The 21,874-nt window shown below is 68.9% G+C and carries 20 protein-coding genes; 15 read left to right on the top strand and 5 right to left on the bottom strand.

What is annotated here, in order from left to right; genetic code table 11:
• Positions 1-85: 85 nt before the first annotated feature.
• From coaD to BM199_RS09630, 9 genes are all read left to right on the top strand, one after another.
• Positions 86-568 (top strand): pantetheine-phosphate adenylyltransferase, encoded by a 483-nt coding sequence (coaD, locus tag BM199_RS09670; protein WP_091672209.1) that lies wholly within the window; start codon positions 86-88, stop codon positions 566-568.
• 72 nt (positions 569-640) lie between these two features.
• Positions 641-1,354: a ribonuclease domain-containing protein gene (locus tag BM199_RS09665; protein ID WP_091672208.1), complete on the top strand. Its 714-nt coding sequence runs from the start codon at positions 641-643 to the stop codon at positions 1,352-1,354.
• A 103-nt stretch (positions 1,355-1,457) separates the two neighbouring features.
• Complete coding sequence (locus BM199_RS09660) at positions 1,458-2,177, top strand: flotillin family protein (protein WP_091672206.1); 720 nt, start codon at positions 1,458-1,460, stop codon at positions 2,175-2,177.
• 95 nt (positions 2,178-2,272) lie between these two features.
• Complete coding sequence (locus BM199_RS09655) at positions 2,273-2,896, top strand: YceD family protein (RefSeq protein ID WP_091672205.1); 624 nt, start codon at positions 2,273-2,275, stop codon at positions 2,894-2,896.
• An 88-nt stretch (positions 2,897-2,984) separates the two neighbouring features.
• Positions 2,985-3,167: a 50S ribosomal protein L32 gene (gene rpmF / locus BM199_RS09650; protein ID WP_091672203.1), complete on the top strand. Its 183-nt coding sequence runs from the start codon at positions 2,985-2,987 to the stop codon at positions 3,165-3,167.
• 19 nt (positions 3,168-3,186) lie between these two features.
• Positions 3,187-3,933: a ribonuclease III gene (gene rnc / locus BM199_RS09645; RefSeq protein WP_091672201.1), complete on the top strand. Its 747-nt coding sequence runs from the start codon at positions 3,187-3,189 to the stop codon at positions 3,931-3,933.
• 6 nt (positions 3,934-3,939) lie between these two features.
• Entirely contained in the window at positions 3,940-4,803 is an 864-nt protein-coding gene (mutM, locus tag BM199_RS09640) for a bifunctional DNA-formamidopyrimidine glycosylase/DNA-(apurinic or apyrimidinic site) lyase (RefSeq protein ID WP_091672199.1), read from the top strand.
• Positions 4,804-4,910: 107 nt separating this feature from the next.
• Positions 4,911-5,234: a PadR family transcriptional regulator gene (locus BM199_RS09635; RefSeq protein ID WP_091672197.1), complete on the top strand. Its 324-nt coding sequence runs from the start codon at positions 4,911-4,913 to the stop codon at positions 5,232-5,234.
• A 113-nt stretch (positions 5,235-5,347) separates the two neighbouring features.
• Positions 5,348-6,517, top strand: a complete 1,170-nt coding sequence (locus BM199_RS09630) for a DUF1700 domain-containing protein (protein ID WP_091672195.1) — start codon at positions 5,348-5,350, stop codon at positions 6,515-6,517.
• A gap of 74 nt (positions 6,518-6,591) precedes the next feature.
• Here the strand turns inward: BM199_RS09630 and BM199_RS09625 are convergent, their stop codons facing one another.
• The 3 genes from BM199_RS09625 to asnB all read right to left on the bottom strand — a co-directional run bounded on the left by BM199_RS09625 (position 6,592) and on the right by asnB (position 10,585).
• On the bottom strand, positions 6,592-7,113 hold the full coding sequence (locus tag BM199_RS09625) for a YflT domain-containing protein (RefSeq protein ID WP_091672194.1): 522 nt from the start codon (positions 7,111-7,113) through the stop codon (positions 6,592-6,594).
• A gap of 127 nt (positions 7,114-7,240) precedes the next feature.
• A complete protein-coding gene (locus BM199_RS09620) occupies positions 7,241-8,542 on the bottom strand; it encodes an ROK family protein (RefSeq protein WP_091672192.1) in 1,302 nt (433 codons plus the stop codon).
• 201 nt (positions 8,543-8,743) lie between these two features.
• The gene (gene asnB, locus BM199_RS09615; RefSeq protein WP_091672191.1) at positions 8,744-10,585 is read right to left on the bottom strand and encodes an asparagine synthase (glutamine-hydrolyzing); all 1,842 of its coding nucleotides are present in this window, start codon (positions 10,583-10,585) and stop codon (positions 8,744-8,746) included.
• Between the two features lie 409 nt (positions 10,586-10,994).
• Here asnB and BM199_RS09610 point away from each other — a divergent pair, with 409 nt between their 5' ends.
• The 6 genes from BM199_RS09610 to BM199_RS09585 all read left to right on the top strand — a co-directional run bounded on the left by BM199_RS09610 (position 10,995) and on the right by BM199_RS09585 (position 19,608).
• Complete coding sequence (locus BM199_RS09610; RefSeq protein WP_091672189.1) at positions 10,995-13,583, top strand: sensor histidine kinase; 2,589 nt, start codon at positions 10,995-10,997, stop codon at positions 13,581-13,583.
• On the top strand, positions 13,580-14,296 hold the full coding sequence (locus BM199_RS09605) for a response regulator (RefSeq protein ID WP_091672187.1): 717 nt from the start codon (positions 13,580-13,582) through the stop codon (positions 14,294-14,296). Before BM199_RS09610 ends, BM199_RS09605 begins: the two co-directional genes overlap by 4 nt.
• Before the next feature lie 25 nt (positions 14,297-14,321).
• Positions 14,322-14,864 carry a hypothetical protein gene (locus BM199_RS33815; protein ID WP_177242554.1) on the top strand — a complete coding sequence of 181 codons (543 nt, stop codon included), beginning with the start codon at positions 14,322-14,324 and terminating at the stop codon, positions 14,862-14,864.
• A 312-nt stretch (positions 14,865-15,176) separates the two neighbouring features.
• Positions 15,177-15,482, top strand: coding sequence for an acylphosphatase (locus BM199_RS09595; protein ID WP_091672184.1), 306 nt, complete (start codon positions 15,177-15,179; stop codon positions 15,480-15,482).
• Between the two features lie 113 nt (positions 15,483-15,595).
• Positions 15,596-19,213: a chromosome segregation protein SMC gene (smc, locus tag BM199_RS09590; RefSeq protein ID WP_091672182.1), complete on the top strand. Its 3,618-nt coding sequence runs from the start codon at positions 15,596-15,598 to the stop codon at positions 19,211-19,213.
• Positions 19,214-19,230: 17 nt separating this feature from the next.
• Positions 19,231-19,608 carry a VOC family protein gene (locus tag BM199_RS09585; protein ID WP_091672180.1) on the top strand — a complete coding sequence of 126 codons (378 nt, stop codon included), beginning with the start codon at positions 19,231-19,233 and terminating at the stop codon, positions 19,606-19,608.
• Here BM199_RS09585 and BM199_RS09580 read toward each other — a convergent pair.
• On the bottom strand, positions 19,598-20,359 hold the full coding sequence (locus BM199_RS09580) for a phytanoyl-CoA dioxygenase family protein (RefSeq protein ID WP_091672179.1): 762 nt from the start codon (positions 20,357-20,359) through the stop codon (positions 19,598-19,600). The two genes, BM199_RS09585 and BM199_RS09580, sit on opposite strands and share 11 nt — an antisense overlap.
• 149 nt (positions 20,360-20,508) lie before the next feature.
• Positions 20,509-21,874, bottom strand: a 1,366-nt coding sequence (locus tag BM199_RS09575) for a sodium:solute symporter (protein WP_143101807.1), incomplete at its 5' end; no start/stop codon positions are given.

Here is a 21,874-nt window from a genome sequence, read left to right as displayed (position 1 = left end):
ACACGTCGCGTGTTCTCGACAGGCACTGAGGGACGCATTCGTCACATACCGCGCAGGCGCGCGTGTGGCTTGGTAGCGTCCGGCCATGCGGCGAGCGGTGTGCCCCGGCTCCTACGACCCGGCGACCAACGGTCATCTCGACATCATCGAGCGAGCGTCCAGCCTCTTCGACGAGGTTGTGGTCGCGGTGCTGATCAACAAGAGCAAGAAGGGCCTGTTCTCCATCGAGGAACGGATGGAGATGCTGCGCGAGGTGACGGCCAAACTGCCCAACGTGCGGGTGGACTCCTGGCACGGGCTGTTGGTCGAGTACTGCAGGCGGAACGACATCGCCGCGATCGCGAAGGGTCTTCGCTCGGTGAGCGATTTCGACTACGAGCTGCAGATGGCGCAGATGAACCGGGAGCTGTCCGGCGTCGAGACCCTGCTGATGTCGAACAACCCGACCTACAGCTTCCTGTCCAGCTCCCTGGTCAAGGAGGTCGCAACCTACGGCGGGGACGTCACGCAGATGGTGCCCGAGCACGTGCACGAGCGCCTCACCGCGCGGCTCGCCGAGCGCGCCTGACGCCCCCTCCGTTCGTCGGAGAATTCACCTGAGCGCTATCGGACGATCACCCTCGCGGCTTACGGTCGGAAAATGACCAACATACGGATGCGTTCAGCCACGACCCTGTTCGTCCTCCTCTTCGCCCTGCTCGGCGGCCTCGGCTTCGGTGCCGCGCAGGCCCTGCCCGCCGCCCAACAGGCCCAGGTGGCCCAGGCAGCCCAGGCGGCGTGTGGTGACACCTCGGGTTTCGAGAAGACACCGCTCTCCGCGCTGCCCGCCGAGGCGAGCGAGACCTACGACCTGATCCAGTCGGATGGCCCCTTCCCGTATCCCGACAAGGACGGAACCGTGTTCCAGAACCGGGAGGGCCTGCTCCCGGACTGCTCCTCCGGCTACTACCACGAGTACACCGTTCCCACGCCGGGCAGCCCGGACCGGGGAGCGCGGCGGATCGTGACCGGCGAGGGTGGCGAGTACTTCTACACCGCCGACCACTACGCCAGTTTCGTGCTGATCGACGTGGACGGGGAGCAGGGGACGGCGTGCGGCGACCTGTCCGAACTGGACACCGTCGCGTACTCCGCACTGTCCTCGGCGGCGCGAGCGGTGGTCGACGACGCGCGTGACGGAGCCACCGGCATCACCTACGAGAACCGGGAGGGCGTGCTGCCCGCCTGCGAGTCCGGTTACTACCAGCTGCACCAGGTCGGCGAGCAGGACAGGGTCATCGCGGGCGATGGCGGCGAGATCGCCTACACGCCGGATCACTACCGGACGTTCCTCGCGGTCGACCTCGCGGCCTGAGGGCCAGACACGCCCGGCAGCCGCCGCCTGCCCCGGATTCGGCTAGTGACCAGGCAAACTGGTCGCTAGCCGTACGGGGATGAATGGCCACTAGGGAGTTGCCGTGTACCGGGTGTTCGAAGCTCTGGACGAGCTCGTCACGATCGTGGAAGAGGCACGCGGGGTGCCGATGACCTCCAGTTGCGTCGTGCCGCGTGGCGACGTCCTCGAGCTGCTCGACGACGTGCGGGACGCGCTGCCCGGCGAGGTGGACGACGCGCAGGACGTGCTCGACAAGCGCGACGAGATCCTGTTGAAGGCCCGTACCGAGGCCGATTCGGCCGTCGGCGGCGCCAGCGCGGAGGCCGAGCGGCTGCTCGCGGACTCACAGGCCGAGGCGGAGCGGATGGTCGCCGAGGCGCAGGCCCGTGCCGAGCAGATCGTCGCCGACGCGCACGCCGAGGCGGACCGGGCGGTCGCCGCGGGCCAAACCGAGTACCAGAACCTCACCGAACGCTCGCGGCACGAGTCCGAGCGGATGATCCAGGCGGGCAGGGACGCCTACGACCGCGCGGTGGACGAGGGGCGCAACGAGCAGGCGCGGCTGGTGTCGCAGACCGAGATCGTGCAGGCGGCCCACGCCGAGTCCGCGCGTATCGTCGACGAGGCACACGGCGAGGCCGACCGGCAGCGAGCCGATTGCGACGCCTACGTCGACGGCAAGCTGGCCGAGTTCTCCGAGTTGCTGGCGACGACCCTGCGTACGGTCGACTCCGGCCGCAACCACCTGCGTGCTCCTGGGAGCGCGGCAGGCCAGCGCACCCCGGTGTACGACTACCAGTAGCGAGCACTGGCAGCCGCGCGGTGGGCGGTATGCCGGGCCTCGCGTACGCTGGACGGGTTGCGCAAGTACCACCGACCATCACGCGTGAAGAGACGATGTCCGAATTCAGAACTGCCACCCATGGTCCACTCGACGCGCGTAGCCCGTGGGTGGTCGACACCCGTGAGCTCGGCAGGCGAGCCGGCCTCAGCCGGTCACTGCGCCGTCAGGCGCCGTTCGACACCTCGCTCGGCGTGCCCGACGTGATCATCGTGCCCAAGGGCGCGGAGATCGACCTGGACCTGCTCCTGGAGTCGGTCGTCGAGGGTGTGCTGGTGACGGGAAGCGCGATCGCGCCGACCACCGGGCACTGCTCGCGCTGCCTCGACCCCATCTCCGACGAGATCGAGGTCGAGCTGACCGAGCTGTTCGCGTACCCGCACTCGACGACCGAGGCCACCACCGACGAGGACGAGGTCAGCAGGCTGATCGACGACCGGATCGATCTCGAGCCCGCAGTGCGGGACGCGCTGGTGCTCGCGCTGCCGCAGGTGCCGCTGTGCACCGAGGACTGCGCAGGTCTGTGCGCCGAGTGCGGCGTGAAGTGGGCCGATCTCGAGCCCGGACACGGGCATGAGACCATAGATCCTCGGTGGGCCGCGCTGGTCGAACGTCTCGAAGGTACCTCGAACGGTGCCGACGACGACACTCCGGCGAGCGGTGCCGACGACAACGCTTGATGAAGCAGCCGGGCGCGGGTAACTGCCCGCGCCGGTGATGACGAGAACGCTCGCGTCCGCGAGCAGATGCTGATGAGGAGAACCAGTCGTGGCCGTCCCGAAGCGGAAGATGTCGCGTTCCAACACCCGCTCGCGCCGCGCCCAGTGGAAGACGAGCGCCGTGCACCTGGTGCCTTGCTCCAACCGCGCGTGCAAGCAGCCGAAGCCGCAGCACACCGCCTGCCCCACCTGCGGTCAGTACGACGGTCGCCAGGTCGTCGAGCCCGCCTGAGACGGTCGGCTTACAGATAATGGGGGGAAAGTCGTCACACGGTGGTCCGGCAGCTGACCCCACCCCATTGCTCGAGGCGCTCGGCGTCGACTTCGACGCCGAGCTGCTGACGCTTGCGCTCACCCACCGTTCCTACGCGTATGAGAACGGTGGCCTGCCGCCGAACGAGCGGCTGGAGTTTCTCGGGGACGCGGTGCTTGGTCTGGTCGTCACCGACCATCTGTACAACCAGCATCCCGATCTGCCGGAGGGCCAGCTCGCCAAGTTGCGGGCCAGTGTGGTGAACATGCATGCGCTGGCCGGGGTGGCCAGAGGGCTCGGTGAGGGTGGGCTCGGTGCGCACCTGCTGCTGGGCAAGGGTGAGGAGCTCACCGGCGGCAGGGACAAGGCGAGCATTCTCGCCGACGGTCTCGAGGCCGTGATCGGTGCTGCCTACCTGGCTCACGGAATCGACACCGCGCGCACACTGGTGCACCGGTTGTTCGACGGGTTGCTGGCCGAGGCGCCGCTGCGCGGTGCCGGCCTGGACTGGAAGACCAGCCTGCAGGAGCTCACGGCCTCCGCGGGCCTCGGCGTGCCGGAGTACAAGGTCGAGGACACCGGACCCGACCACCGCAAGGAGTTCACCGCCATCGTGCTCGTCGCGGGCAGGGACCTCGGTCACGGCGACGGCAGCACCAAAAAGGAAGCCGAGCAGAAGGCCGCCGAGTCCGCATGGCGCGCGTTGTCCGCGGAACTGGGGCCAGACGGCACGGCCCAGGAGTAACACGGCGTGCCCGAGCTTCCCGAGGTGGAGGTCGTCAGAGCCGGCCTGCAGGAGCACGTCGCGGGTCGCACGATCGCCGATGTCGAAGTACTGCATCCGAGAGCCATTCGCCGCCATGTCCTCGGTGCCGAGGACTTCACCGGCCGCCTCGCCGGTGTCCGCATCGATGCCGCCCGCAGGCGGGGCAAGTACCTGTGGCTCGAACTCGCCGACCGGTCGGCGGTTCTCGCGCATCTCGGCATGAGTGGTCAGATGCGGGTGCAGCCCGAGACCACGGCGGACGAGAAGCACCTGCGTGTCCGGATGCGGTTCGCCGACGGCGGTCCCGAGCTTCGGTTCGTCGACCAGCGCACCTTCGGTGGCCTCGCACTCGCGGACCTGGTCGAGTCCGACGGCACACTGCTGCCGGAAACGATCGCCCACATCGCCCGCGATCCGATGGATCCCGATTTCGACCCCCGGCACGGTATGCGCGCCCTGCGCTCCCGCAGGACCGAGGTGAAGCGGGCCCTGCTCGACCAGACCCTCGTCTCCGGTGTCGGCAACATCTACGCCGACGAGGCGCTGTGGCGGTCCAGGCTGCACTGGGCCCGTCCCGCCGACCGGCTCACGGCGGGCCAGGCGCGCACGCTGCTCGAGGCGGCGACCGAGGTGATGAACGAGGCGCTGCGAGCCGGAGGGACCTCGTTCGACGCGCTGTACGTCAACGTCAACGGCCAGTCCGGTTACTTCGACCGCTCGCTCGACGCCTACGGCCAGGAGGGCTTGCCCTGCCGCCGCTGTGGCACACCGATCCGGCGCGACCCCTTCATGAACCGGTCGTCGTTCTCCTGCCCGCGCTGCCAGCCCCGGCCGCGCCGCGCTCGCTGACAGTTCCTATCCACATGTCGGGTCCACCGACACTCCGACATGCCTAACGCTGTGCGCGCTACTGCGGTATGCGTGGTACCGTCCTTAGTGCGAGTCTGGAGGAACACGTGGAGATCAGTCAGCTACTCAAGGGTGTGCTCGATCTCGCGGTGCTGGCGGTGCTGCGCGAGCAGGACGGCTACGGATACGACGTACTGCGCAGGCTGCGGCAGGCCGGTTTGGACGAGGTGGGCGACGCCTCGGTGTACGGGACGCTGCGACGGCTGTACAAGGCCGGTTTGCTGACGTCGTACGTCGTGCCGAGCGAGGAAGGCCCGCACCGCAAGTACTACAGCATGAACGAACTGGGGCGGCAGCGGCTGGCGGAGGCGGGCAGAACCTGGCATTCGTTCGCCAAGACGATGGACGACCTGCTGGGCGAGGCGGCATGACCGGCGGTGCAGGCGTACGCGGCACACAGGGAGAGACATGAGCGACCGGCACCGTGAACAAGTCGGGTGTGGCACTGAGCGATGTGCAGCCCGCCGGCGAGTGAGGTAAAGACATGAGCACACAGAATTCGGGCGGGGTGCGCGACTACCTGGCGCGGGTCAGGACGGCGCTGGCTGACCTCCCCGACGCCGAGGTGGAGGAGATCCTCGAGGACGTCCGTCCCCACCTGCAGGACATCGGCACCGAACTGGGGGAGTCCGCGACACTGGCCGCACTGGTCGAGCGGCTCGGTTCGCCGGAGAGCTATGCCGCCGAACTACGGGCGGCGGGCGGCTATCCCGCCCCGCCCGTCGAACAGGCGGCGCGGGCCACCGAGCCGAAGCGCAACACGGGAGCCCGGCTGGCGGCGTGGAGTCTGGTGCTCGGGGTGTTCGGGGTGCTGCTCACGGGATTCGGGGTCGCCGTCAATCTGGCCGACGACTACCTGTACCCGTTCGCCATTCTGCTGCCCGTGCTGGGCGCGAGCGCCTGGTACGTGTGGAAGCACGGAGTCCGTCCCGTGGAGGACCTACCTGAAATGCGCCGGATTCGTGACACGTTCGGTCAGCGAGAGAGTGGCCGGATTGGAGCGGCTCTGCGTTATCTCGCGTCGTTGCGGCCGGCCTGGTGGCTGCTCTGTGCCGCGGTCCTGCTCGGGTTGGGCGTGTTGTTGTTGCTGGGCAGCGTAAGTGCTGTACTCGCGCTGCCGGTGTTCGTGGCCGTCGGTGTCGCGGTGTTGTGGGCCGGGCCGAAGTCGGCGGAGGACCGGCGCCTGCTCTGGGTGAGCCTGCCCGTGTCCGCGTTCGTGGTCGGCAGTCTGCTGGGTCTCGCGGGCCAGTTCGTGGAAATGGTGTACGAACGCGGCACCTCCGGCGATCCGTACTACTCCACGGGCCGGTACTCCTCGGGACCGAACGAGTTGCTCTACGACAACCGGCTGGTGGAGAACATCTACGCGTTCGACGCCGAGGGCAAACCGTTGACCGATGTCTACCTCTACGACGGTCAGGGCAACCCGCTCACCACCGCTCGGTACGGATGCGACAAGAGCACCGGCAGCAACATGCGGGTCGGCGAGGACAATCACTATCCCCGGCCGCACATCGATTACGGCGCCTACGACGACCAGGGTTACTACAACGGCTACAACGCCTACCGGCCGACCTGCCGGGAGATCACCGGTGTCCCGTTCTCCGCTGCCATCCCCAAGTCGGTGACTCCGCAGCAGCCTGGCGAGAAGTAGCGGCACGAGGAGCGAGTGGCGTCGGGGGCCACTCGCTCCTCGTCCGGTTCAGGCTCGTCAGCTCAGCTCGGTTCTCAGTGGACCAGTGCCGTGCGCGCCGCCAGTGTGGCGAGTAGTTCGCGTCCCTGTTCGGCGTTGCGCGGCATCGACAGCACGTCGTAGCGGCGGGCGACGAACTGGCTGTGCGACACGAAGTCACGCCTGCCACGGGTGGCCGCGTAACTCATGGCCGAGAAGGCCAGCCCGAAACCGACACCGGCGAGGAGGCCGATCACGATCGGCGGCAGACCCGCGCCGGGGGTGAACATGCTCAGCAGCAGTCCGACGAAGAGCCCGAACCAGGCCCCTGACATCGCCCCTCCCGCCAGCACCTTGCCCCAGGTGAGACGCCCGTCCACGCGTTCGACGAGCATCGGTTCGACGCCGACGATCGTCACGTCCTGGACCGGAAAATCGCTGTCCGCCAGGTGATCCACTGCTCGCTGTGCCTCGGCGTAGGAGTCGTAGGAGCCGATGGGCCAGCCCTCGGGCAGGGTCGGCAGTGCCGGTCCCCTCGACGGTCCGGCGAACGCGGTCCGGCTGAATGCGGCGGTCATGGTCCTCACCTCGGGCTGTACGTGAATGGGTGTTACACCTGTGTCAACGTCGGGGTGCCCCATTTCCGTGCCCGCTGCCGGAACTTCACAGGCGACTATCAGGTGATCCTCAGCCGCGGGGTGGCACTCAGGCGAGAATCCCGCTCCTGCCGTTCGCCGTGTGCATCTCCGGCATGCCGGCAGGCGTGCCCACCGGAAGCCACTGTCCGAAGTGGCGGCTGGAGAACAGCTCGTCGAGCACCATGTACGCGGCGCCGACCAGACCGCCCTCCTCGCCGAGGCGCGCACGGTCGATCCGCAGCTCCCTTGTGGACAGCGGCAGTGACCGCCGGTAGATGGTCTCCCGGATCGTCGCGAGGAAGAGGTCACCCGCGTCGGCCACCTGGCCGCCGAGCAGGATGGTCGACGGATTGTAGAAGTTGACCATGGTCGCCAGCATCGTGCCGATTCGCCTGCCTGCCTGGACCAGCAGCTGCACGGCGTGGTGATCACCGGCCCTGGCCGCCGCGGTCACGTCCTCGCCGGTGATGGAGCCGCGCTCGGCGAGCACCTCCGAGAGCAACCCGCTAGTGCCGGAGCGAGCCAGCGCCGTGCCGTCCCTGGCGAGGGCGGCGCCCCCGGCCAGTGCCTCCAGACACCCGGTCTTCCCGCACCGGCACACCACGCTGCTGTCGTCGGAGGCCGCGGCATGCCCGATGTCACCCGCGCAGCCCTGGGCGCCCCTGTGCAGCCTGCCGCCATTGCTGATGCCCGCGCCGATGCCGGTACCGATCTTGATGTAGAGCAGGTCCCCGCCGAGCGGAAGTCCCGGAGTGCGGAGTTCGCCGAGGCAGAGCAGGTTCACCTCGTTGTCGATCCACACCGGAGCTTCGTAGTGGCGGGCCAGCCGGTCTCGGACGGGATGGTTGTTCCAGCCGGGCATGATCGGCGGTTCGGAGGGGCGCCCCGTGGCGAACTCCACGGGGCCGGGCAGACCGAGGCCCACTCCCCACACCTGGGTGGGTGCGGTGCCGGTGTCCCGCAGTATCTCGTCCAGTGTCGCCTCGACCTCGGTGAGCACCGGATCGGGACCGAGCGCGATGTCGCAGTCGCGGTGGCGCAGGGTCAGGACGTTGCCGAGCAGGTCGGTGATCCCCGCCGTGAACCCGGTCGCGCCGAGTTCGGCAGTCAGGATCCGGCCCGCGTCCTTGCGGAAGCGCAACGTCCTGGCCTGGCGTCCGCCGGTGGAGGGGTTGAGGTCGCCCTCCTCCAGAAGACCAGCTTCCAGCAGCGTCGTGGTGCGCTGGGTGATGGCGGTACGGCCGAGACCGGTGCGCAGACTGAGCGCCGGTCTCGTCTCTGCCTCACCGGTACGGACGAGTTCCAGCAGCTTCGTGTAGCTGTCGAGCAGTTCGATGCTCGGGGCCTCTGGAACCGGCCTGATGTCCATACGGGTGCCCCCTTCTGTGTGGTTGGTCCAATCATATACCTCTTGTGACGTTACTTACGTTTACGAACGACATTACGAGCCGAAAAACCAGCCGAAGGAAGGGTGTGGACGACACCGGGGTCGGTACTTTCCCGTAAGAGTGCGCCCCGGAGTGCCCCTTCGGTCGCACTTTCCCGTAAAAGTGCGATCCGGGTGCGGCGCTCAGGCGAGGTCGAGCTGTGGGCGGTACAGATCGAACCAGTGGTAGAGGTCCAGCACACGGTCGAGGCCCTGGCGGGTGGCGGCCGGCATGGTGGCCGAGTCGAGCTGCGTCGCCTCGGTCAGCCAGTCCCGGTCCACCAGTTCGTGCACGGGACCGTCGTGCTCGGCCAGCACCTCCTTGGCCTGCTGCTGCAGTGCCGCGGCGTACCGCGGATCCTGGGTCGATGGGTACGGGCTATTGACGCGCTCCACCACCGACGTGGGCAGCACGTGGCTGGTCGCATGGCGCAGCAGGCTTTTCTCCCTGGAGTCGAAGGTCTTCAGCGACCACGGCGTGTTGTAGACGTACTCGACCAGCCGGTGGTCGCAGAAGGGGACGCGCACCTCGAGTCCCACCGCCATCGAAGCCCTGTCCTTACGGTCCAGCAGCAGCCGGACGAAGCGGGTCAGATGCAGTCGGCACACGGTCCGCATACGGCGTTCGAACTCGTCCGCTTCGTCCAGGTGCTCCACCGCGGCCACCGCGGTCGCGTACTGGTCGGCGGTATAGGAGCGGACGTCGAGCAGGTCGCGTACCTCCGGCCGCAACAGTGCGTCACGGTCCGCGGTGAGGGAGTTGTGCGCGGCCAGCCAGGGAAAGGTGTCGGCCATCCGCGCACGATCGTCGTGGAACCAGCGGTAGCCGCCGAAGACCTCGTCGGCCGATTCGCCGGACAAAGCCACGGTCGACTCCGCGCGAATGGCCTTGAACAGCAGGTACAGCGAGACGTCCATGTCCCCGAGACCGGCCGGAATGTCCCGTGCCCTGATGACCGCCCTGCGTACGGCAGGGTCGGTGAGCTCGTCCGGGTTCAGCATCACGTTCTGCTGCGCCGAGCCGACCAGCTGGGCGACGTCACGAACGTAGGGCGAGTCCGGGGTGTCGCGCAGCTCGTCCGGTACGAAGTTCTCCTCCTGTCCCGCGAAGTCGACGGAGAAGGTGCGCAGCCGCTCGCCCTGCTCGCCCAGGTGCGCCGCGGCAAGCCCGGTGATGGCGCTCGAGTCGAGCCCGCCGGAGAGCAGGACGCAGCGCGGCACGTCCGCGACGAGCTGGCGGTGCACGGTGTCGGTGAGCAGTTCGCGCACGTGTGCGACGGTGTCGTCCCTGCTGTCGGTGTGCGGAGCGGTCGGCAGCTGCCAGTAGGTGCGGGTGCGGATCCCGCCATTGTCGACGGTGACGATCGTGCCCGGCTCCACCTCGCGCATGCCCTTCCACAGCGACCAGCCCGGGGTCTTGGTGAGTGCCACCAGCTCGCGCAGGCTGTCGGCGTCGACGACCCTCGCCGCACGCGGGTTCGCCAGGATCGCCTTCGGCTCGGAGCCGAACAGGACCCCGTCCCTGGTCGGGTAGTAGTAGAACGGCTTGATCCCCATCCGGTCGCGGATCATCACCAGCCGGTTCTCCCGTTCGTCCCAGATGGCGAAGGAGTACATCCCGTTGAGGTGCTCGGCCACCGCGCTGCCCCACTCAAGGTATCCGCGCAGCACCACCTCGGTGTCGCTGTCGGTCTCGAAACGGTGACCCCGACCGTGTAGGTCGGCACGGAGTTCGGTGAAGTTGTAGGCCTCGCCGCTGTAGACCATCGCGACCGTGCCACCCGGCGTGCGCACGGTCATCGGCTGGGAGCCACCGGGCAGATCGATGATCGCCAGCCTGCGGTGGCCCAGCGCCACGTGTTCACGGGTCCAGATTCCGGAGTCGTCGGGACCTCTGCAGGCCATCGTCGCGGTCATCGCGTCGACCACGGCGCGCTCGCCGGTCAGATCGCTGTCGAAGGAGACCCATCCAGTGATGCCGCACATCCGCCTCGCCTCCAATTGCTTAGCGTTTGCAACTATGTGATCTTGTTGTAACGCGGATTGGCGGAAATGTCTGCCCGGTTTGCGCCCGCTCGGAAGTTCGTCACCTGCTGTGGGCGAACTCACCAGGCGTCAAGGACCCGTCAAAAGGCACCCCTACCAGCGTCAAGGAGTCGTCAGGCTGCGTCGGCCCCGCCGTCCCGCGGCCACAGGATCGAGGCGCACGGGTCCCACCAGGGAGGACCTGTTCATCGAGAGGTGCCGAAGCGACATGGCCGACATACTCCTCGCCGTTCTGCTGATCGGCGTGTTCCTGATGCTGGCGCTCACGCTGCGCGGACTGGCACGCATGTGAACCACGGTGCGGGCGGCAGCGGACATGCCGTAGCCGCGAGTCGGATCGGTATGGGACATGCGACGGGAGCACACTGAGACCGTGGAGTCTGCCGAGGACACGTCTGCTGGCAAGGCGAGCGTTCCTGTTCGAGGTGAGCTGCGCATCTATCTCGGCGCCGCACCGGGCGTCGGGAAGACCTTCGCGATGCTGGGCGAGGCGCGCAGGCGGCTGGAACGGGGTACCGACGTTGTGATCGGGCTCGTGGAGACGCACGGCAGATCCAGGACGGCCGAGGCGCTCGCCGGTCTCGAACTGGTGCCGAGGCGCGGCGTGGTGCACCGCGGCGACGAGTTCACCGAGCTCGACACCGATGCGGTGCTGGCCCGCGCGCCCGAGGTGGTGGTTGTCGACGAGCTGGCGCACACCAACGCTCCCGGCTCCCGGAACGGCAAGCGGTGGCAGGACGTGGCCGAGCTGCTGGCCGCCGGGATCGACGTGATCTCCACGGTCAACATCCAGCACCTGCAGAGCATGAACGACGTGGTCGAGCGCATCACCGGCGTGCGCCAGCAGGAGACGATTCCGGACGAGGTGGTGCGCGGCGCGGAGCAGATCGAACTGGTCGACATCACCCCGGAGGCACTGCGCCGCAGGCTGGCCCACGGCAATGTGTATCCGGCGGACCGGGTCGACGCGGCACTGGCCAACTACTTCCGGCCCGGCAATCTGACCGCGCTCCGGGAACTGGCCCTGCTCTGGGTCGCCGACCAGGTGGACGTAGCCCTGCAGCGGTATCGGGCCGAGGAGCGCATCACCGACACCTGGGAGGCCAGGGAGCGGGTCGTCGTCTCGGTCACGGGCGGCCCCGAGAGCGAGACCCTCATCCGGCGCGCGAGCCGGATCGCGGCCAGGGCAGGGGCCGAACTGCTCGTGCTGCACGTGCTGCGCGGGGACGGTCTCGCCGGGCCGGGCCCACAGCCGGGCTGGCCTGCCTCGCTCGCCGGCTGCCGCAGGCTCGCCGACGAACTCGGGGCGACCTTCCACACCGTGGTCGGGGACGACGTACGCCGGGCGCTGCTCGACTTCGCCAGAGGCGTGAACGCCACCCAGCTCGTGCTCGGCACCTCCCGGCGGTCCCGGATCGCCAGGCTGTTCGACGAGGGCATCGGCGCAGCGGTTGTGCAGGACTCGGGGCCGATCGACGTGCACATGGTTACGCACGAGCAGGCGGGCGGGCGGCAGCGGCGCAGGATCGTCCGCAGTGAACTGGCTCCGTCGCGCCTGAGCATGGGCTGGCTGCTGGCCGTGCTGCTGCCCGCCGGCGTGACGGGTGCGGGTGTGCTGTTGCGTGACGAGCTCGACTTCTCCACCGACGTGATCGCGTACGTTCTCGTCAGCGTCGTCGTGGCGCTCGTCGGCGGCCTCGGGCCCGCCCTGCTGGCCTCTGTGCTGTCGGCCCTGCTGCTCAACTTCTTCTTCACCGAGCCCTTTCACACGCTCACGGTCGACGCGCAGGGCAACGTCATCACGCTGATCGCGATGGTGATCGTCGCACTGCTGGTTTCGGTTGTGGTCGACCTCGCGGCCAGGCGTGCGGTGCAGGCCTCCCGCGCCCGCACGGAGGCAGCGCTGCTCGCGACCTACGCCAGAACGGTGCTGACCCATCCCCGGCCGCTGGAACGGCTGCTGGAGAAGGTGCGGGAGAACTTCGGCCTGGATTCCGTGGCGTTGCTGGAGAAACGCGACGGGCACTGGTACGGGGTGGCGCACGCCGGTGTCGATCCCTGCGCCGATCCCGAGGAGGCCGATGCCGACGTGCCGGTGACGGCGGACGTCCACCTCACCCTGCGCGGCCGTGCGTTGCCCGCCTCCGACCGCAGGGCGCTGGAGGCCGCGGCGGGGCAGGCCTTGCTAGTGCTGCGCCAGCAGCGTCTTGCCCAGGCCACAGCGAAGGCGGAACGCAAGGCCGAGGCCACCGAACTGCGAACCGCGCTGCTTTCCGCCGTCGGCCACGACCTGCGGACTCCGCTCACGTCGATCAAGGCCGCGGCGGGAAGCCTGCGGGCACAGGACATCGATCTGTCTACAGAGGACACCGAGGAGCTGCTGGAGACGATCGAGCAGTCGGCCGACCGGCTCGCCGGGCTGGTGAACAACCTGCTCGACTCCTCCCGGCTGGCGACGGGGGCGGTTCGCCCACTGCTGCGTCCGGTCGGCTACGAGGAGGTTGTCGCACATGCGCTGTCCAACGTGGATGGTACCGAGTCGGTGGCCGTGGAGATCGACGACCGGTTGCCGGTCGTGCTGGCCGATCCGGGCCTGCTGGAACGGGTGGTGGCCAACGTGATCGACAACGCGTTGCGACACGGCCGCTCCGCCCGGCCGATCGCGGTGCGGGCCAGCGCACACGGGGAGCACGCGGAACTACGGGTGGTCGACTACGGACGCGGGCTGGCCAAAGGCAAGGCGGGCTCGGCCTTCGCCCCGTTCCAGCGACTCGGCGACCGGGACAACACACCCGGGGTTGGGCTGGGGCTGTCCGTGGCGAAGGGATTCACGGAGGCCATGGGAGGAACGATCAGTGCCGAGGACACACCAGGAGGGGGACTCACCGTGGTGATCTCGCTTCCGGCTCGGTACCGGGCAGGAGGGAAGTTGTCGTGAACTCGACGACCGGAGAAACGCCGGGCAAGGACAGCACCGTGCTCGTGGTGGACGACGAACCGCAGATCGTGCGTGCCCTGCGGATCAACCTCTCGGCCCGTGGCTACCGGGTGATCACCGCGCATGACGGCACCGCTGCGCTGCGAGCCGTCGCCGAGAACAGGCCGGACGTCGTGGTACTGGACCTCGGCCTACCCGATATGGACGGGACCGAGGTCATCGGCGGACTGCGGGGCTGGACCAAGGTGCCGATCATCGTGCTCTCGGCGCGGGGTGATTCGGCGGACAAGGTGCACGCGCTCGACGCGGGCGCCGACGACTACGTGACCAAGCCGTTCGGGATGGACGAACTGCTCGCCCGGCTGCGCGCCGCGGTCCGGCGGTCAGCGGACCGCTCGGCGGAGGAGGCCAACTCCGTCGTGGAGACCAGCTCGTTCACCGTGGACCTCGCGGCCAAGAAGGTGACCCGCGACGGCGCCGAGGTGCACCTGACGAAAACCGAGTGGGGTGTGCTCGAACTGCTGATCCGCAACCGGGGCAGGCTGGTCGCGCAGAAGCAGCTGCTGCACGAGGTCTGGGGACCGTCGTACGACTCCGAGTCGCACTACCTGCGGGTGTACCTGGCGCAGCTGCGCAGGAAGCTGGAGCGCGAGCCCTCCCGGCCCCGGCACCTGCTGACCGAGCCGGGAATGGGCTACCGCTTCGAACCCTGAGCGTCAGGAGCTGGGGGAGGCGCTGGTGTCTGAGTCACCTGAACCGGAGGTGCCGGGAGGCGCAGTGTCTTCGGGTGGTTCCTCCGAAACCGGCGGCGGAGTTGTGCTGGTGTCCGGTGGCGGGGTTGTGCTGGTGTCCGGCGGCGGCGTTGTTCCGGTGTCCGGTGGGGGTGTCGTCCCGGTGTCCGGCGGTGGTGTGGAGCTGTTGCCACCGCCGGGGCGTGTGGTGGACCCCGGCAGGTCCGAGCGCCCGGACGGGCCGGGCTGGTTCGGTGTTCCCGGTGGCGGTGGCGGGAGGACCGTCGTGGTCGGGGTGCCGTCGGGACCGACGCTCACGACCGTGGTCGGTGCCGACGTCGACGGCAGCTCGCCCGCTTCGGCCACGCCGGTGACGGTCATCGTGTCCGTTCCCGGCACGCCGTTGCCGGGGATCAACTGGGCGCCTCCGGCGGGGGCGGTGCCCTGTGCCGGCGGCCCCCCTGCCTCGCTGACGCCGCCGCCGACCAGCTCGGCGACCCCCGCGAAGGCGGTGGCCACGACGAGCCCGCTCACCGCGAGCATCGCGTAGCCGGAGCGCTGAAACTTTTCCGTCGGTGCTGTGGGGGGCTTTGTCTCGCCCCGTGGGCTCGATCCTGACCCGGGCACAGGGGTCATGCATGGCTCCTTGGTACAGCGGTGGTGGCTGGCAGATCCTCAGTCCGGTCCATGTCCTCGGCGTTGTGCGTCCTCGGCCTCGTTCCGAGTGCCGGGACCGCAGCAAGAGCACTCGGACGGGTGAGTCCGAATGGTGGACGGCGGCACGCTACCACTGTCGGGTCACTATGGGCGAGGGGCTGTGTGCCGGGTGTTCACTCTCCGCGTTCGCGGGCGGTCGGGCACCATGGGGTCCGTGACTTCCAAGACCGACGAGACAACACACGAACGCCTGACCGCCTGGGTGCACGGTTCCGTCCAGGGGGTCGGTTTCCGCTGGTGGACGCGGAGCAGAGCACTCGAACTCGGCCTGGTGGGAAGTGCGCGCAACCTCGCCGACGGCCGGGTCGAGGTCGTCGCCGAGGGCCCGAAATCACACTGTGAGCGGTTACTGGCCGCGCTGCGCTCGGGTACGTCACCCGGACGAGTGGATCGTGTGGTGGAGCGGTGGTCGGCGGCCAAGGGCGGGATCGAGGGGTTCGTCGAGCGCTGAGTCCGGCGCCGCACGCCTGTGTTGCGCCCCAGGTCCCACGGTCGTCAGGCAGCGGCGGGTAAACTCCGCCGACACCGAACTTTTGCGAACCGGCAGCGAGAGGTCAGCACCACGTGCACCTGAAAAGCCTGACGCTCAGGGGCTTCAAGTCCTTCGCCTCGGCGACCACGCTGCGTTTCGAGCCCGGAATCACCTGTGTGGTCGGGCCGAACGGGTCGGGCAAGTCCAACGTCCTGGACGCGCTGCGCTGGGTCATGGGCACCCAGGGCGCCAAGGACCTGCGTGGCGGCAAGATGGAGGACGTCATCTTCGCCGGTACCGCGGGCCGGGCCCCGCTCGGCCGCGCCGAGGTCACGCTGACGATCGACAACTCCGACGGTGCACTGCCGATCGACTACTCCGAGGTCTCCATCACCCGGCGCATGTTCCGCGACGGGGCCAGCGAGTACGAGATCAACGGCAGCAACTGCAGGCTGCTGGACGTGCAGGAACTGCTCTCCGACTCCGGGATCGGCCGGGAGATGCACGTCATCGTCGGGCAGGGGCAGCTCTCGCAGATCCTCGAGGCCAAGCCGGAGGAGCGCAGGGCCTTCATCGAGGAAGCCGCCGGTGTGCTCAAGCACCGCAAGCGCAAGGAAAAGGCGCTGCGCAAGCTCAACGGCATGCAGGCGAACCTCGACCGCCTCGGCGACCTCACCACGGAGCTGCGCCGCCAGCTCAAACCGCTGGGCAAGCAGGCGGAGATCGCGCGCAAGGCGCAGGCCGTGCAGTCCGAGCTGCGCGACTCCAGGCTCCGGCTGTACGCCGACGACCTGGTGACCCAGCGCAATGAGCTGGCGCGGGAGGAGGCCGACGAGAACGCGGCGCGGGCGCGGCGCGCCGAGGTCGAGCAGGCCCTCGAGGTCGTGACCTCGGAGCAGACCGACCTGGAGGCGTCGCTGGCCGAGGACGCGCCGAAGCTCACCGCGGCCCAGGACACCTGGTACAAGCTTTCCGCGCTGGCCGAACGGCTCCGCGGCACCGTGCGGCTGGCCGTGGAGCGGCAGCGGCACCTGACCAGCGAGGTGGAGACCGGCACCGCGGGACGTGACCCGGAGGAGATGCTCGCCGAGGCCGACCGGGTGGCCGAGCGGGAGCAGGAACTGGGCGACGTCGTCGCCGAGGCCCGTTCGATGCTCTCGGCCACCGTGCAGAGCCGGGAGCAGCTGGAACGCGAGGTGCAGGCCGCCGAGAAGGCCCATATGGCGGCGGTGCGCGCGATCGCCGACCGCAGGGAGGGGCTGGCGAAGCTGACCGGTCAGGTGGAGGCCCTGCGCAGCAAGACAGGCGCCACCGCGGAGGAGATCGACCGGCTCACCGTGGGCATCGAGGAGGCCTCCGCGCGCGCCGAGGAGGCCGCCGAGGAACTCGAGCAGGCCCGCGCGGAGGGCGGCGTCGAGGAGTCCGACGACGCGGACCTGCAGGACCGCCACGACCGCGCGGTACAGGCCAACAACGCCGCGAAGGCACGGGTCGAGGAACTCGTCCGCGCGGAGCGGGCCGCCGAGCGGGAGATCGCGTCCGAGAAGGCCAGGGTGGACGCGCTGTCCATGGGGCTCAAGCGCAAGGACGGCGCCGGTGCGCTGCTTGGCGCGGCCGACGACCTGCCCGGCCTGATCGGTTCGGTCGCCGCGCTGCTCACCGTGGAAGCAGGGTACGAGGTGGCGCTGGCGGCGGCGCTGGGGCCGGTCGCCGACGCGGTCGCCGTCAGCGCGGGGGAGGACGCCGTAGCCGCGCTGAAGTACCTGAAGGCCAACGAGTCCGGCAGGGCGGGCATTCTACCCGGCGGCCAGAAGTACACAGTGGACACTTCTGCCTGGCCCGCGCTGCCCACAGGGGCGCGCTGGGCAAGGGAAGTGGTCACGGCACCCGAGGCGCTGCGCCCCGCCGTCGAGCGCGCGCTGGAGCGGGTGGTCATCGTGGACACGCTGGAACGGGCACAGGATCTCGTTCTCGCGTACCCGGAGCTGTGCACGGTCACCCAGGACGGCGATGTGTACGGCGCGCACTGGGCGGTCGGCGGGTCGGCGCGCAGCGAGAGCGTTATCGAGGTGCAGGCGGCCGTCGACGAGGCGCAGGACCGCATGCTTGCCGCGGAACGGATGCTGGAACGCACGGCGGCGGAGCTGGAAGGCGCCCACGCCGAGCAGCAGGACCGCAGGGACGAGGTCGGACAGGCCAAGGAGGCGCTGAGCGAGGCCAAGGTGCGCAGGGCTCGCTCCTCGGAGCGGCTGAGCCGGATGCAGCAGGCTGTGCGCTCGGCCGAGGCCGACGTCGAGCGCCTGCGCAACCAGCGCGGCAAGGTCGAGCAGAGCCGGGAGCAGGCGCTGGCGCAGCTCGTCGAGCTGGAGGAGCGGCTCACGGCGGTGGCCGAACAGCCGGTCGACGAGGATCCCGACACCAGCGAGCGGGACGAGGCGGCCGGAGCGCTGGCCACCGTCCGGCAGGAGGAGGTCGACGCCCGGCTGGCCCTGCGCACCGCGGAGGAGCGGGCGAGGGGCATCGCGGGCAGGGCGGACGCGCTGCGCCGCGCCGCGCACGCCGAGCAGCAGGCCAGGGAGCGGGCGGAGAAGGCGAGGATCGCACGTGCCCGCGGTGCCGAGATCGCCGCCGCCGTGGTGAACGGCGGGGAGACCGCGCTGGAGCGCATCGAGGTGTCGTTGCAGCGCGCGGCCGCCGAACGTGACGAGATCCAGAGCCAGCGGCTGCGCCGCGAGTCGGCGCTGAATCAGGTGCGCAGCAAGGTCAGGGAGCTGTCCGGCGAGTTGGAGAAGCTGACCGACGCCGTGCACCGCGACGAGGTGCTGCGCGCCGAGCAGCGGTTGCGGCTGGAACAGCTGGAGACCAAGATCGCCGAGGACTTCGGCATGGGTCTCGACGATCTGGTCGCGGAGTACGGCCCGGACGTTCCGGTGCCGCCCGGCGCGGGTGAGATCGCCGAGTACGAGGCGGCGAAGGAGCGCGGGGAAACCGTCATGGCCCCGCAGCCGATCCCCTACGACCGGGACACCCAGGCACGCCGTGCCAAGCGGGCGGAGAAGGACCTGACCCTGCTCGGCAAGGTGAACCCGCTGGCGCTGGAGGAGTTCGCCGCGCTGGAGGAACGGTACAAGTTCCTCTCCACCCAGCTCGAGGACCTCAAGGCCACCCGCAAGGATCTGCTGACTGTCATCAAGGAGGTCGACGACAAGATCCTCGAGGTCTTCGCGGGCGCCTACGAGGACGTCGCGCGGGAGTTCGAGATCGTCTTCTCGGTCCTGTTCCCCGGCGGCGAGGGTCGCATGGTGCTGACCGAGCCGAACGACCTGCTCGCCACCGGTGTCGACGTCGAGGCACGCCCGCCCGGCAAGAAGGTCAAGCGGCTCTCGCTGCTCTCCGGCGGGGAGAAGTCGCTCGTCGCCGTGGCCATGCTGGTGGCGATCTTCCGCGCCCGCCCTTCGCCGTTCTACGTGATGGACGAGGTCGAGGCGGCGCTGGACGACACGAACATGCGCAGGCTGATCGGTTTGCTGGAGCAGCTCAGGCAGAGCTCGCAGCTCATCATCATCACGCACCAGAAGCCGACGATGGAGATCGCCGACGCCCTCTACGGGGTGAGCATGCAGGGCGACGGCATCACCAAGGTGATCTCGCAGCGCCTGCGCAACGACGGTGTGGTCATCGAGCCCGAACCGGAACCGGCGTCGGCCTGAGTCCCAGAGAGGCGCCCATGGCCACACGACTGCAGAACGTTGCCTTCGACTGTGCCGACCCGTACGGCCTGGCCCGGTTCTGGAGTCAGGTCTTCGACGCGCCCGCACACGAGGACAACGCCCCGGGCGAGGACGAGGCCGAGGTACTGCTCCCGAACGGTGAGGTGCTGTTCTTCCAGCGGGTTCCCGAACCGAGGGCGGGCAAGAACCGCGTGCACGTGTGCCTGCGTCCCGAGGGCACGCGGGACGAGGAGGTCGAGCGGTTGGCGTCGCTCGGCGCGTCCCTTGTCGACGACTGCCGGGAGCCGGACGGCACCGGCTGGGTGGTACTCGGTGATCCGGAGGGCAACGAGTTCTGCGTGCTGCGCGGGGACGTCGAGCGTCTCAACCGCTGAGGCCTGCGAGAATCCCTCGGGCGACCGGGCTGGGATGCTCGTCGCGGAGTCCGAGGGGCTCGCGGGGGAGCAGCGGCGGCTGTGCCATGAACCGGGGTGTGTGCCCGCGGTGCGGCTGCGCGGCGTGCACGAGGAACGGATGGCAGAGGTAGACGTCGCCGAGGGTTCCTGTCGCCAGCGCGGTGGCCCGGTGCGCGGAGGCGGGGACGGCCTCCTGGCACAGCGGCATCCATTCCTGCCCGTCCTCGCCGTACGGTTCGAGCAGCCGGGGGACGTCGAGGTGGGATCCGACCCGGACGCGGGTGGGTGCGTCGTCCGGTCCGACGTCCGAGAACAGGAAGAGCAGCAGCAGCGCCCGGCCACGGGAGCCGACGTTGACCCGGAGTTCTCCGTGTGCTCCGGCGTAGCTCCCTTCGACGTGCCAGCCGTCGTCACCGGGTTCTTCGGCCACGGGAAACCGGACCGGGAACGTGCCAAGACCGCCCAGCGGCTGCCAACGCCCTTCGCCGACGAGTTGGTCGAAGGCCTCGTGCAGTGCGGCGGTGGTCGCGGCTTCCCGGAACGGCGGCGTGCTGAAGCCGCCGAGCCGGATCACCGGTTCGGTCCAGGTTGCCGGGTCGGTCGGGGAACACCCGGTGGCGGCCCACAGTTCGGCAAGGCAGCGCTGGCCGACCTCGGCCGGAAACGCGTTCTCCAGCTTGACGAAGCCGTCCGCGACGAACTGATCGATCTGGGCAGCGCTCAGGGACACCGGGCGGACCTACTTTCCAATCGATTGATGTCCCATGCTGACAAGGCGGCCGTGTCGTGATCAACCGGATTTTCGGCCGCGCACTTTCCCGGGAAAGTGCGATACCCCGCGTACGCAAGGACGTCACTTTCCCGGGAAAGTGCGGTTGATCAGCTGGCGTGGACTTCTTCCTGCTCGGGGTCGTCCGAGGTGTCCTTCGGGTGACGCAGGGAGAGCAGTCCACCGACGACCAGCGATACGAGTACGCCGAGCGGGACGTACCACGGGAACGCCAGCGTCTTCTGCTCGCCGTCCACAGTGAACTCGACGCCGAGGATGAACACCGCGACCACCACGACGGTCGACAGGAAGGCCACGATCGCGTCGGCCTCCCTCGCCCGCTTCACCAGCATGCCGAGGAAGAACGCGCCCAGCAGCGCGCCGTAGGTGTAGCTGGCGATGCTCAGGCCCAACTCGACCACGGGCTGCTCGGTGGTGGTGAACATCGACGCGAACCCGATGAAGACGAACGCCCAGACCACCGTCCACACCCTCGCGTGCTTCAGGATCGCGCTGTCCGCCAGCTTGCGCTTCGCGAAGCGCTGGTACAGGTCGCTGACCGTGGATGTGGACAGCGAGTTCAGCGAGGACGAGATCGTGCTCATCGCCGCCGCCAGGATGCCGGCGACCAGCAGGCCGGAGAGCCCCGAAGGCAGTTCGTTGACGATGAACGTGGGGAAGAGTTCGTCGCTCGCCGCCATTCCCATGTCGGCCGGCGCGAGTCCCTTGTAGAACGACCACAGCGCCGTACCGACGACGAGGAACAGGGCGAACTGGAAGAACACCACGACACCGCTGGCGATGATGGCCTTCTGGCTTTCCTTGACGTTGCGGCAGGCCAGCAGCCGCTGCACCATCAGCTGGTCCGCGCCGTGCGAGGCCATCGCGAACAGAGCGCCACCGATGACCGCCGTGATGAACGCGTACTGCGAGGTGATGATGTCGGAGGAGAAGTCGAAGAGCTGGAACTTGCCCGCGTCGAACGCGGCGCCGAGCCAGCCGTCCGGCAGCTTCCCGGTCAGGATCACCAGCGCGAACACCGCGCCGAGAACGTAGATGCCCATCTGGATGACGTCGATCCAGATGACGGCCTTGATCCCGCCGAGGGTCGTGTAGATCACCGCCATGAGCGCGATCGCCGCGACGATGATCCAGTACGGCGCGTCCACGCCGAACACACCCAGCATCACCTTGACCGGGATCGCGGTGGCGAAGAGCCGGACTCCGTCGGCGAGCAGCCTGGTGACCAGGAAGGTCACCGATGCCGTGCCCTGCATGCTGCTGCCGAACCGTTTGCCGAGGAAGCCGTACGCGCTGACCAGGTCGCCCGCGTAGTACTTGGGCAACAGCACGAAGGCGACCAGTACCCGGCCGATCAGATAGCCGATGGCGAGCTGGAGGTAGGTGATGTTGCCGAGGTAGGCCACGGTCGGCACGCTGATCACGGTCAGCGTGGACGTCTCGGTGGCGACCACC

Source organism: Amycolatopsis marina (assembly GCF_900111885.1).
GTDB lineage: Bacteria > Actinomycetota > Actinomycetes > Mycobacteriales > Pseudonocardiaceae > Amycolatopsis > Amycolatopsis marina.
Note: the sequence above shows the minus strand (reverse complement) of the source record. Positions and strands in the feature narration are given on the sequence as shown.